Below are 11,995 nucleotides of genomic sequence, written 5' to 3'. Positions count from 1 at the left end.
TGATGGGGGGCAAGTTTTAGGCTCTATTTAAACAGAAAATATCAAAACTGTTGAAATAATCCTCCTTTTCTTTACAGAGAAAGGCTTTTAAGATTTGGCGATCGCATTTTTGAACCGAGAATGAAACGGCCCTGCCATTTTTCGGGGGAAAATGAAACGGCCCTGCCCGATCATCGGGGGGCAGGGGGGATAGAGAGGGTTAGGGAGAGGTAGGAGAGGGATGGGGAGAGGTGGAGAGGGCAGGGAGAGAATTCTCCAATTAAATAATTGGGAGTTAGATGAGGCAGGAACTCACATTACAGTCCATGCTACCTCAATACAAAATAAGGTCGGTATAACCATCGTCGTTTCCCACGAAACCGTTAGAAACCATCAAGGTATTGTTAACCTTTTTCCAAGGTAAAGAAGTCGCCAACGCCGAAGAAGTTGAATTGGGTTCGGATGCAACTAAAAAGGTATGATCGCCAGAAGTGAGCGTCCGGGAATTGTCTGAACCTCCAGATGCAGTACCGTTACAGACTGGGGGTTGGTTGGGCTGAGTGCCACTGCCACTATTATTAATGGCAGGATTACTGAGAACATAAACGTTATAGTCTTTGACGGTTTTTCCGGGTTCTAAAGCCTCGAAGGTGACTCTTTGAATCATCGTCGGACGCTCAGGATCGGTAAAAAACTTTTTGGTGATTTTCCATCGCCGATCATCATCGGTGGTAGTTGCTTGCCACACCATTGCTCGCTTATTGACTTGAACAATTTGATGTTGTTTTTGTTTGCGTTCTTCATCTCCCCAAGTTTTGGCTGTGTCGGTGACGAGAAATTGCAAATCAACATTCTGCACTTGATCTACTGTTGGGTAAAAGACTTCGGTGAGAATACCTTCGGCTCCCGTGAAATAGACGTTAGATTTCTGATTCAATGAAGTCCCAAGAAAGTCTTTAGCTGAAGTCGCCCAAACCGAAGGAAAACCTGGAGCGCATAGGGCATTATCAGCCAATGCAACACTCGGTTTAAACCCGATCAATGCGATCGCCATCAAGACAATAACAACAGAGGTCAGAAATTTTATTGATTTTGAGTTCCTTATAAGTACCTTTTGTGTTGTGTACATGAAATTGACCTAAAAATCCCTTGTAGATCGGTCATTTCTACCCCACCTATTCCTCAATACACTATTGACTTTTGTAGCTAGAGTTTCTTAACGCCCAACGATTCCCGGCGCTAAAGGTTCCAGGCGGAAAATATAATAAGGCGGTGTGGCAATATTCTTTCCGCCATGTAAAGGTGTAGAACGGTGTAATTGATTGCAATTACAATACAAATAACCGTCTGATCCGAAACTAAAAGAATCTACCCAAGATAATTTTTCATCCGTAATTAACAGTTGGTAGGAGCGATCTGGTTTGATTACTCCTACGCCATTAGCAGCCAAATCTCCCACATAGAGATTGTTATCTTGGTCGATGGAAATCCCATCACAAATCGGTTTATCGCTGTATCGTTCAACCCGACTGGCTAGTTCCTCATCGCTCAAATCGGGATTGCACAAATCCGCACTTTTGGCGCGATACATACTGGTACTGTGCATGGGATTAAAATACAGCCATTCATTGTTAACATCGAGAACAAGGCCATTTATCCCCAAATGAGGACGAATCAAACTGCCATCGGGTTGTTTAATTTCAACTGCAACGCCATCAATAATTAGATCTAGATTTTCTGGAATTACACTTTGATGCCCTTGTAAAATACGTGTGGCTAATCCCGTGTTTAAATCGACTCGAATTAGGGCTGATTCTGTGCCGGAAATCGGATCGGATATATAAATAACATTGCGAGTTAAATCGACGGCTAAATCATTAACAAAGGAGTTAGAACGGGTAATGGGGGGAGGTAAATAAATAACCCTTGCGAGTTGATTTTTATCCAGATCCCAAGCCACCAGTTTCGGGACGAACTGACTTTGATTGCCGTTGTCGAGTATCCACAGACAACCATTAAGATCGCAGTGAATGCCTAAAACCGCCTCAAAAGTAACTCCTTGTTTGTTTTCACCCGGAAAAGGAACTAAACTTCCATTAACCAGTTCAGCGACGTGGAAATCGGGATTGTAAAACTGGTGAAGACTGAGAAAAATACGACCCTTTGGTGTGATAGTAATATTACCTGGGGCTACAGTTAATTCCGCCACCACATTGATCGACTGAGATAAGTTGGTCATAACTCTGTTATTTGTATTGACTTAGTTGGAAAAATCATAATTTTTAGGACTCATTTTTTGATGATTTTTCTGATTTGAGACGGGTTAAATTTTTCAGAATATCAAACCAAAATGGAGCGCCCATAGAAATGGCAATAGCACTGATCATCCAACCCGTTATCGCATTAATTACCTTTCCAGTAGTTAAGGGAGTAAACTGTTCTTTCCAAGGATCAGACCAATTCCAACCAATCGGTAAATTATCAACACGATCCAAAAGGATTTGAACTTCATCTTCAATCCCTTCCATGCAAGTTTTAAAATCCAATGTTTCATCATTTTCTGAACAGTAATCGTTCCTGTCACTCGATTGAATCACTCCCATAACTGTGCTGCTGAAGGTGGAAGATAAAACTTCACTCTTGGATAAATGATCGATAATATTGACTGTATCAATATTAAACATAATTACCAGCAGAAGAGCTACAACCCGAGAAAGAATGATAGCTTTTTTTTGATAAAGCCGCGAAGCGTATTCTGTTGAATTCTGATACCAAGTTTCAATTTCTTGCTGTAATGTTTCAAATTTCTTTTCGGGTTCTACAACCTTAGCATTGGCATTTCTTAGGACTATAATGATCTCATTCTTAAGTTTTTCAGGTAAAGGGGACTCCTTAATTTTATCGGCGACCTTAGTTAAATCATCCAAATAATCCTCTTCTTTATTATTCAATTTTAATTCTTCTCTTAATATGCCTATTAAGCTATTCGCAAATTGATTAGGAGAAATATAAGTTAATTTGGGAATTTTTTCCTGATAATCCGACTGGGATTTTGAGGTTGTTGTTAAATATTTATTATAAAGTTTTTTGGTGATTTTTAAATTATCTTTATTCTCAGATTCTCCAATAAGATGTATGATAAATTCTTTCAAGTTTTTGGCGCGTAATTTCAAAACGGAAGCGATAACCTCTTGGATTTCTGAGGTGATCAAACTCAAAACAAAGTAAATAAAACTCAAACTGATGGCAATGCTGATTACAGTAGATAATGTCATAACTTTCCTCAAGATTCAATAGTAAACAAAAAGATAGCTCTATCCCAATCACAAATTAGAGATAGCCTTTATCCGGTAACTTTCCCAAAAAAATAATGATAAAGGCTAAAAAAACTTTGACAATCTAAGTCAATTTCATCAAGAAACTCAGACTGGGCGCGAAGAAATATTCTCCCCCTTTCATCGATACCCAGAGTTTGAAACAGTGATCTTTTGTATCCTCTTCACCCCATTTTTCTGGCCATTTTTGGCTGCCTTGGGGTTGACCGATTAACGGGTCAGGACCGACACCAACTTTAACAAAACGATTGGGATTTGCCCATCTCGCCTGAATAAAATTAAACTGGTTTTCAATATCAGCTTGAAAACAAAGAAACAGCAATCCCGAACCCCTTTCGGGCGCTTGGTTGGGGTCTTTTTCTCCATAACTAACCCCCCGACGGGTAATCCGATGGCTTCTCTCAATTCCTAAAGATTCATCATAACCGGGGGAAGACTCGACCCGTCCCGTATCTCCGCGAGGATTTGTTTTGCGAATATGAGCGTGAAACGGACATTTTGTCGCCGAAACATCCTCATCGTAATTAAAATTATTAGTCGGAGTCACTGCATAGGTGGGAATATCCGATTTAGTGACGGGAGTTCCATCGGGAAAACGACCAACCACCAAAGCCCCCGCCAAATCTTCTTTTATGTTTAAAGTTCGGGCGAGATTTTCTTGATCTTCGCGAAAACCTTTAACATTTTGTTCGAGTTTTCGATAAACCAAATAACTCCCGTAACTGTCTTCAGTTTTCCCGTTGGGATCTTTGACCAAAACAATATCTAAAGGTGCGCGAGAGTCCCACTGACTAAAACCGCAGTCGTTAACTTGCGCTTTCACAATCTCTCGCTTGATAAATAAAGGTTGGCTGACCCCATCCACAAAGCCAAAATGTTCGATAATTTGTCCGGCTTTATTTCTGAGAATAAACCCATCTTCACGGTGCAAAATTACCGCAATTTGTCGCAGTTCTTGACAGATGTGATTGACCGTTTGCAGCAAGTTATTCAAGTCATCATCAGCGATTAAAATTAAAGCATGAATTTCCTTTTGAAAGCCTATTTCCCACTTTTCAACCTCCGGATCGCCCAGAAAACCGCGAATTTGCTGGTTTTTCATCCCCATCGTAAAGGGCTGATTTTTGGGAATTTTAAAGGGTGCAAATCCCAGCGCCTCATAACCCTTGCGAGTTAAGAAAAAATTGGCAAAAATCCCGCCCGAGATCCCCTCTTTTCGATAACGTAAAGCATCATCAGATTGCTGTTTTGCTGATTTTACATAGGTTTGGGAAAAGGTTTTGATCCACTGTTTGGCGTCATCGCTCTGTTCACGATCCCACTGTAAAAACAGGTGTACGCTGTAATCCCGTCCGTGTCCTTTCAAAATATTTCCCTGCAAATCTTCCAGTAACCCTTGATATTTGCCGGGATTTTCGGGATCGATTCCGGTTTCTGGAATATTGCTTAAATCTTCCGGTTTTAGCGGCATAAATTTTAACCCTTTTTGCGAAGGTTATCGGTGAAAGCGTTGATCAAAAAACAAAGATTGAGAAAAATTCTGGGATTATTTCTCAAGTTTTACAATTTTGGCACGGGAAGGTTTGCCGACATCATTGAGATAAAACATCATGTAATATCCGGGAGGATAAAGATTGGCGTTTTCTGGAGCGGTAAATAAAACCAACTCTCCCTCTTTTAAAACCGATATCGGCATCTCAGCCAGGCGCTGTCCGTAATCAAAAGAATGGGTAATCGAACCGAGTTTATTCAGAACCAAAGACGCCTCTTTCGTGCCATTTTCGACGGTGATATTTCCCGGCTGACCGTATTTGAGTACCTTGGGGGCGGTGAGAATTTTCGGTCGCATTCCAGGCTTAAATAAATAGGGAGGGCTAAAGATTTCCCCCTGCCAAATTTCCGCCGGAACAAACGGCTCTCGATCTTTTTCTACAAAATAATAATATTGGGGATCGTTGTAAAAGGTTTCTACGTCAAATTCCTCGGGTTTACCGGACTTGTTTTTTAACTTGGCAAAGGCGAAAAAGGTGGTTTGATCGCCGACAACATCCACATGAAGCGTCCCGTCTTTTTCCCGTGCGGCTCGGTTGGCATTTCCTCCCAATACTAACACCCGAGCATCCGGCAACAACACGGCCCCATTATGATACAATCTGGGTAATTTTGCCGGGTTTAACGGCGTGGTTTGATAACCGGATTCGGCCGTTTCATCGGGGGTCATTAACAAAGGCTGGTAAACGGGTTTGTATTCGGGATATTCGCCCCCGTTGATGACCAAAATTTCTTTGCTCGGCAAAATAACTGCTTGTAAATTGGCTCTGGCAGGATTAAGAAAATCGGGAAAAATTTCCCATTTCCCATTTTTTTCTCCGCTATTTTCGGGAGAAACCCAGCGCTGCAAACTGCTGGAAATTCTCGCGCCCGGAAATCCCGATATATCTCCATCCCGACCAAAACTAATGCTATTGGTGCCGATAATACCGCCCAAAAGTAATACGTCTTCAGAATTGGGAACTTGCAGGGCGGTTCCGTAGGCTTTGCTCGTTTCTTCCCGATCCGGACCCCGTTCAAAACTAACAGAAAGTTCGCCGTTTTCCCCTTCTTCAATGCTCATTAAATAGCTGTTTTTGCTGAGATGGGGAACTAATACCCCCGCAATTCCCGCCTCATCTCCGGTCATTAACAGCCGTCCATCGGCTAAAGGAAAAACCCGAGGATAAAGATCGATACTATCGTAAACGTCTTCATCTTCTACGAGGGTATTAAACGGACTGTTTTCAATCGTTGTCGGGTCGATGTAGTGGAGTTTTTTGGTTTTGGGATCGTAAATTTCAATGCTGGAATTAATTTGATTGGGTCCGCCCCATTTTAAACCGGAAAAAATGACGACTTTACCATCGGCGAGGGGAACTAAACTGGGATACCAACGCCCGTCTTTCATCTCCCCCAAATTTTTCCAGGTTTCGGTTTTCCAGTCGTACAAATTGATCTGTTTTGTGCCTGTAAATGCTCCCCCCGGATAGTAACGTCCGGTTCCTCCGATAAATAAAACATTACCATCAGCTAATTGTAAGTGACCCGAACAAAACAGATCGTTAGTCGTCCCATTTTGCAATGCTGGGGGGGAAGGAATGCGCTTGAATTCGCCGGTTTTAGGATCGAATAATCCGGTATTATTAATAGCGTCGTAGTTCGTCGGATCGACCCCCTCAATAAATGAATATTTGCCGTTTTCTTCGACGAGGGTGCTGCGAAAACTGCTGCCGTTTACCATCAAAACTTTACCGTTGGGCAACAGAATTGTATGGACCGACTGTAGGCGATCGCTAACGGGAGGCATGGGAAGGGTTTCCCAGTATCCCATCGTTTTTTTGCTGCCGGGGAGAGAATCGGCGATCGCCGTTTTCCCATCGATAAAGATCAGAGTAAAAGCGAGAACAAATATCAAAAAGATCGAAAGAACTTTGAGGGGTTTGCTGAGGGGTTTGGTTGCCATTATTAAAACTCAGAAAAGGGAAATTTGAGGGTTAAGAAATCCCGAGAACTTTTTTGATTTCCTCCCGGGTTTTTTTGATGCCAGCATCGGCAATCTCGTAGGCGTTCGGATGGGCATTTTCCGCATCTTCTCCCGGTATCCAAAACTTCCGCCGGCTCAACCGCATCAACTCTGTAAAGGGGGGAATCGCATTAAAAACTTCTATCGCGATCGGTCCGTCATAAGCGGGTAAAATCGTTTTTAGGAAAGAATTCCAGGGCAGCCAACTGGTGTGCAAAGCGCCGCGATCAGGGGGAGAAACTTGAACATAATGCAGTCGGTTTTGTTCTGCGAGTTTCATAACTTGGGTTTTAAAAATCTCGGGGCCGTCGCCGTCTAAAATTTCGTGGGCGCTATCAATTACCACTCCCACTTGTCGGCTTTTAACCCCTTTGAGAAACTCGATCACTTGAGATAATTTATTGAAGGAGGGCGTTTCCCAATGGGTAATCGGTTCTATCGCCAATTTAACGTTTTTTTCTGCGGCATATTCACCGAGTTCATCGAGAACCGGTTGGGCGGTTTTATACCGGATTTCTAACAGTTCTTGTAACTGATCGCTCCAAATCATTTCCTTGGAGTCTGTGGTGGGAAAATCGCCATAGGCAACCACAATAGGCCCCATGAGAATTTCTCCGTTTAAAGCCTCCGTAATATCAACCCTTGATTTCAGATATTCTAGGGCTTTTTCTCGCGTTTTCTCGTCGGGAGAACTGGGATCGAAAGTTAGTGTTGCGCCAACATTGGTGGCAATTTTAACCTCTTTCAATCCTTGGGAGTCCAAATGGCGGCGCAGGTCGGTATAATCTTTTAGATCTTTTTTGAAATTCGGAGTATCGCCGGGGGGAGCGATGGGAAATTCAAAACCGTTATAACCAAAACTTTTTAACTTTTTAATATGCTTTACTATGATTTCTCGATATTCCAAATCATCGGGTTTCATGTTCGCTGTAAACATAAAAAAGCTGAGGTAAATATCGGGTAAAGATTTGGAGTTGCTCATGTTAGTTTCTGGTAATTTCTAGGTTTTCACAAGAGTTTTGGCTGGGACAGGAAAAGAAGTTAATGTTTGGCGTTCTTGCTCAATTTCTCGAATAACTCCTATCCAAATGAATTCTGATTTTGCCTTCACAAAAAACGCCAGACTTAGTAGTAGCCATTACCGGTCAGCCAGGAAAGTAAACCGCTCGGATTATCGACAATGGCTTTAGGGTCGAACATCGGCCAAACATAGACAATTCCTTCTTCGTCAAGACGAAAAAAGTTGTTGAGCGTGTATAAAGTTCCCTTACTTGTCTTCATCTGCCATACTCCACTAGCCGTCGGGTAGTCTACGGTAATTGACAGAATGTTTACTTCAGAAACGCGAGTCGAAACGTCACTCACAAAATTCACAACGGCTTCAACACCGTCGAAAGTATTTTGACTAATCGGACTGAGAAATTGAATCCCAGATGAGAACTTAACCCCGGAAAAATCACTCGTACCGAAGGCTTCAAAGTAGGTTTCAATGATGGCGCGATATTGTTCTTTATCCACTTGAAAACTCTCCAAAATTTGCGAAAAACCAAATTTACAAAATCCGGTTCTCAAAGCTGACTTACAATAATTTACACAATCTTTTTGTAGCAAAAATCTGGGCTACGTAAATCAGAAAAATATGATAACCGGACTTAGTATTACAGTGGTTTTTTATTCCAAATTTGGCGGTCTATTTTCCACGATCCGCCGTCTTTTTTCATTAGCCAGAGAGCGCAAAACTTGACCTTTTTTAAGGGGCTACCGTCCTGGGGTTTAATGGTGGCATTCGAGATGCCAATCACATAACCAAAATCTCCCATCACTTCAATTTCATCAGCCTTGAAAACCGGGTCAATATCCTGGTTGGCAATGGTTTCTGCAAACCCTTCGATAATATCTTGGCGACCTCGGCGATCGGGAACATCGGGAGCCATCCACAGGGCATTTTCGGTGTACATATCCCCGTAACCTTCGAGATTTTTGGTTCTCACGTTTTCGGCGTAGACTTCCTCAAATACCTTTTTAATTTCGTCGCGATCGCTAGAGAGCATCTCAAACTTTCCTGTTTTCAATGAATGGAACTACAAACCCGTGACTTCATGCAAATAACGCCGAGCCATTAACGCATACTTTAAAGGTTCGGCTTTGTTGGGATCTTGTTCGGCTTCAACAATTAACCATCCTTTATAATTCGCATTGGCGAGTTCTTGAAAAATAGGCTTAAAATTAATCGCCCCTTCCTGATCTCCGGGTACGGTAAACACTCCCGACCGAATCGCATTTAAAAAGCTGCGTCCTTCCTGTTTGGATTCGTCTAAAATATCCTGACGAATGTTTTTCAGGTGAACGTGATTAATGCGATCGGCGTATTTTTTGGTAACTTCCAAAGGATCGACATCCGCATAGTAAAGATGACCGGTATCCAGGAGCAATTTTAGATATTTCGGATCGGTATTTTGCATCAGGCGATCGATATCTTCGAGGCTTTGTACTCCTGTCCCGACGTGGGGATGGTAACACAACACCATTCCCGCTTCTGCGGCTTGTTCTCCCAAGTCATTCAACCCGTCAGTTAAAGCTTTCCATTGTTTATTGGTAAACTTGGGTCTGTTGTTTAAAGGTTCGATAGGCTGTTGATGAACGGCGCCGCCAAGTTCAGCAACAACAATAACATTACTATCGAAATTCTTCATAAAAGCCATCTGTTCTTTGAAGATTTTTTGGCTTTCTTTTTCATTTCCAATGGTGAAGTAAGTTCCCACCCAAGGTTCAGAAATGGTTAAACCGCGCATTTCAAATTCCCGTTTCAACTCGTTGATATCCTTGGGAAATTTGGGAGCGCCTTGAGAACCTTTAAACCCCGACAGCGCCATTTCGCTGAGAATTTGTTGGTAAGGAATAGGGGGAACCAGATCGATGCTCAGGTCGTCGCTGTTACTCCAACCCGTAGGAGTAATACCTAAACGGACTTCCTTGCTGTTAAAAATCGGGGTGGTGGGAACCAAAGAGTTTAACGTGTCGGAATAGTTGGTGTTGTCGTCAGCATGAGCGGGAAGTGCGGTGGTAATTCCGAGCAGCGTCACCAAAACTAAGGACGCTAATAAACGAGCAGTTGGTTTACAAATCGATTTGAATTGTTTGAGGGTTTCCGAGATTTTTACCATGATAAATCCTGGGTTTGTATTGTTCTTGAAGAAAGATTGAGGGGACAGAATAGACGCACACAGGATGAATTGGATGGGGATTTGATCCCAAGTCATTGGACCGTGCGAACGGTGGAAATGTTTGAAAGGATGAGCCTTGCGGCTACGAGTCCAGATTCAAAACTAACAGTAATGTTCAATTGATTTTAAATCCCGACCTGTAGCCGAAGGCTGTTAAGAATTTGTCGGTTCACCAAAACCAAGCATCGCAGCGATCGCCCGGCTTACTGAACAGCGCCAAACTGGGAGACATCTCCGTTGTAAATCGTATCATTAGGCATCCTTGCCCGAAATAAATCGGCATCAAATAACTTGGTATTGTCAAGTTTAGCCAGGGATAATCTGACATCTCTCATAGTAGCGCGAGAAAAATCTCCACCGGATAAATCAGATCCCGATAAAATTGCACGGTTGAAATTAGCATCTTCTGCGATCGCATTTGATAAATTTGCATCGGATAAAATCGCAGATTCTACATCGGCTTGGGTGAGAGTTGCACCAGACAAATCTGCTTCATCCATCAGGGCGTTGTATAGAATGGCATTGGAAAAATCAGCGCCGATTAGCTTGGCTCCCGATAAAGTGACAGCAGATAATTCCGCGTTCGATAAATTCGCTCCACTGAGATTTGCGCCTTTGAGTTTGGCTTCAATCAACAACGCTCCCGATAGATCTGCCTTCGATAGATTGGCATCAATCAGTGCGGCGCCGTACAAATCCTTACCGGATAAATCAACTCCCGACAGATCGCATCCATTACATTCGTTGGTGAGCATTAATTGGTTGTAACTCGATCCAACGAAAGCGTGGGCGGGCGAACCCCAGAGCGTTACACTCAGGAGAACGGTGAAGACAACAGCAGACAGTCCGCGAAACCAAGATTTAATGTTCATGTTTGACTGAGGGTGTTTTTTGAGCAATTAACTTTCAATTAACGAAGGCTAACCGAAGGCGGATAACTCCAACTTTCATATCCGGGCGGTTTGGCGCCGGGAGGGTTAACGCCGATCGCCGACCACACCAGCCCTTCCTGATAGGCGTAGGGACTGGCAATGAAGGTACCGTCATTAACCGGGGTTCCAAATTTTTCCCGCCATTCAAGGGGAAGTTCCTCCCAGGTCGCCATGTACCAGAGTTTCATAATGTTGCGGGCGATCGGTCCGAGTTTTCCAGATGCGAAAATCTCCCGAACCGCCAAATCCTCACTGTCGGCGATTTTATGCAAAGAAAGCTGATGAAAAGTCTCTAGCAATTCCGCCAACATTTGGGCGCCAACAACGCCCCGAACCGTGTCAAAGTAAAGGGTTGATTGACCAGTTCCGAGCAAATGAAACCGAGAAAATCCGGTAACTGCTACAGAGAAATCCAAGAAATACTCCATCAATTCGGGCGAATTAATATCCACTCGTGATTTACCTCCACAAAATGATGATTAATAAATTGGAGCCGCATTTACCCCTTCCTTTCCGGGAATGGGGTTGCGAATAAGCTGGGTTGCCGACTCTTTGAGTCTGAACATTCCGGCGATCGCGGGTAGCAACTTTTCAGGATGACCGTTAAAGGCAAATTGAATCTGTGCGAGGAAGTCACGGTAAGCCTTTTGGAACTGCTGGGCGTGAGTGTAGACCTCGGAGCCTTCCGGGTAATCGCTGAGTTTAGCATCTTCCAAAACCGGATAAACGGCGTCCCAATCCACGTTAAAAGTTTGACCGGTGGGTTGATTGGGGTGATCGGAGTTGAGGGGATTCTCTTTATCGATCACGTAGTATTGACCCAACTTCAACTGTTGGAAACGGTATTGACATACTCCCCATTTCTAAAGAAAGGGGATTCTCCAAGCCTCACGGCTTTGGATTACTGATTCATTGACAACCCTTACAGCAAGCTAGTTTCCTAACCTACTCCAGAGGGGTGAGTCTCCC

At 43.2% G+C, this 11,995-nt stretch carries 12 protein-coding genes; all 12 read right to left on the bottom strand.

Annotated features, from left to right (window positions below; genetic code table 11):
* Positions 1-313: 313 nt before the first annotated feature.
* Positions 314-1,033, bottom strand: a complete 720-nt coding sequence (locus VB836_RS12750; RefSeq protein WP_323219665.1) for a hypothetical protein — start codon at positions 1,031-1,033, stop codon at positions 314-316.
* Between the two features lie 162 nt (positions 1,034-1,195).
* On the bottom strand, positions 1,196-2,218 hold the full coding sequence (locus tag VB836_RS12745) for an L-dopachrome tautomerase-related protein (RefSeq protein ID WP_323219664.1): 1,023 nt from the start codon (positions 2,216-2,218) through the stop codon (positions 1,196-1,198).
* 43 nt (positions 2,219-2,261) lie between these two features.
* Positions 2,262-3,254: a hypothetical protein gene (locus tag VB836_RS12740; protein WP_323219663.1), complete on the bottom strand. Its 993-nt coding sequence runs from the start codon at positions 3,252-3,254 to the stop codon at positions 2,262-2,264.
* 124 nt (positions 3,255-3,378) lie between these two features.
* On the bottom strand, positions 3,379-4,785 hold the full coding sequence (locus tag VB836_RS12735) for a Dyp-type peroxidase (RefSeq protein ID WP_323219662.1): 1,407 nt from the start codon (positions 4,783-4,785) through the stop codon (positions 3,379-3,381).
* Between the two features lie 75 nt (positions 4,786-4,860).
* Positions 4,861-6,810 (bottom strand): galactose oxidase-like domain-containing protein, encoded by a 1,950-nt coding sequence (locus VB836_RS12730; RefSeq protein ID WP_323219661.1) that lies wholly within the window; start codon positions 6,808-6,810, stop codon positions 4,861-4,863.
* A gap of 31 nt (positions 6,811-6,841) precedes the next feature.
* Positions 6,842-7,852, bottom strand: coding sequence for a sugar phosphate isomerase/epimerase family protein (locus tag VB836_RS12725; protein ID WP_323219660.1), 1,011 nt, complete (start codon positions 7,850-7,852; stop codon positions 6,842-6,844).
* A 143-nt stretch (positions 7,853-7,995) separates the two neighbouring features.
* The gene (locus VB836_RS12720; protein WP_323219659.1) at positions 7,996-8,403 is read right to left on the bottom strand and encodes a DUF4904 domain-containing protein; all 408 of its coding nucleotides are present in this window, start codon (positions 8,401-8,403) and stop codon (positions 7,996-7,998) included.
* Positions 8,404-8,528: 125 nt separating this feature from the next.
* Positions 8,529-8,921, bottom strand: coding sequence for a YybH family protein (locus tag VB836_RS12715; RefSeq protein ID WP_323219658.1), 393 nt, complete (start codon positions 8,919-8,921; stop codon positions 8,529-8,531).
* Positions 8,922-8,951: 30 nt separating this feature from the next.
* Positions 8,952-10,034 (bottom strand): myo-inosose-2 dehydratase, encoded by a 1,083-nt coding sequence (iolE, locus tag VB836_RS12710; RefSeq protein ID WP_323219657.1) that lies wholly within the window; start codon positions 10,032-10,034, stop codon positions 8,952-8,954.
* Between the two features lie 263 nt (positions 10,035-10,297).
* Positions 10,298-10,966, bottom strand: a complete 669-nt coding sequence (locus tag VB836_RS12705) for a pentapeptide repeat-containing protein (RefSeq protein ID WP_323219656.1) — start codon at positions 10,964-10,966, stop codon at positions 10,298-10,300.
* A 38-nt stretch (positions 10,967-11,004) separates the two neighbouring features.
* Positions 11,005-11,478, bottom strand: coding sequence for a hypothetical protein (locus VB836_RS12700; protein WP_323219655.1), 474 nt, complete (start codon positions 11,476-11,478; stop codon positions 11,005-11,007).
* Positions 11,479-11,505: 27 nt separating this feature from the next.
* Positions 11,506-11,835 carry a hypothetical protein gene (locus tag VB836_RS12695; RefSeq protein ID WP_323219654.1) on the bottom strand — a complete coding sequence of 110 codons (330 nt, stop codon included), beginning with the start codon at positions 11,833-11,835 and terminating at the stop codon, positions 11,506-11,508.
* Between the last annotated feature and the right edge of the window lie 160 nt (positions 11,836-11,995).

This window comes from Limnoraphis robusta BA-68 BA1 (assembly GCF_034932365.1).
GTDB lineage: Bacteria > Cyanobacteriota > Cyanobacteriia > Cyanobacteriales > Microcoleaceae > Capilliphycus > Capilliphycus robustus.
This window is presented reverse-complemented; position numbering and strand designations above follow the sequence as displayed.

What these genes read in the sequence shown, in the direction of transcription:
- VB836_RS12750 (WP_323219665.1), bottom strand. Translation starts at nt 1,033, where the DNA reads ATGGCGATCGCATTGATCGGGTTTAAACCGAGTGTTGCATTGGCTGAT.
- VB836_RS12745 (WP_323219664.1), bottom strand. Translation starts at nt 2,218, where the DNA reads ATGACCAACTTATCTCAGTCGATCAATGTGGTGGCGGAATTAACTGTA.
- VB836_RS12740 (WP_323219663.1), bottom strand. Translation starts at nt 3,254, where the DNA reads ATGACATTATCTACTGTAATCAGCATTGCCATCAGTTTGAGTTTTATT.
- VB836_RS12735 (WP_323219662.1), bottom strand. Translation starts at nt 4,785, where the DNA reads ATGCCGCTAAAACCGGAAGATTTAAGCAATATTCCAGAAACCGGAATC.
- VB836_RS12730 (WP_323219661.1), bottom strand. Translation starts at nt 6,810, where the DNA reads ATGGCAACCAAACCCCTCAGCAAACCCCTCAAAGTTCTTTCGATCTTT.
- VB836_RS12725 (WP_323219660.1), bottom strand. Translation starts at nt 7,852, where the DNA reads ATGAGCAACTCCAAATCTTTACCCGATATTTACCTCAGCTTTTTTATG.
- VB836_RS12715 (WP_323219658.1), bottom strand. Translation starts at nt 8,921, where the DNA reads ATGCTCTCTAGCGATCGCGACGAAATTAAAAAGGTATTTGAGGAAGTC.
- iolE (WP_323219657.1), bottom strand. Translation starts at nt 10,034, where the DNA reads ATGGTAAAAATCTCGGAAACCCTCAAACAATTCAAATCGATTTGTAAA.
- VB836_RS12705 (WP_323219656.1), bottom strand. Translation starts at nt 10,966, where the DNA reads ATGAACATTAAATCTTGGTTTCGCGGACTGTCTGCTGTTGTCTTCACC.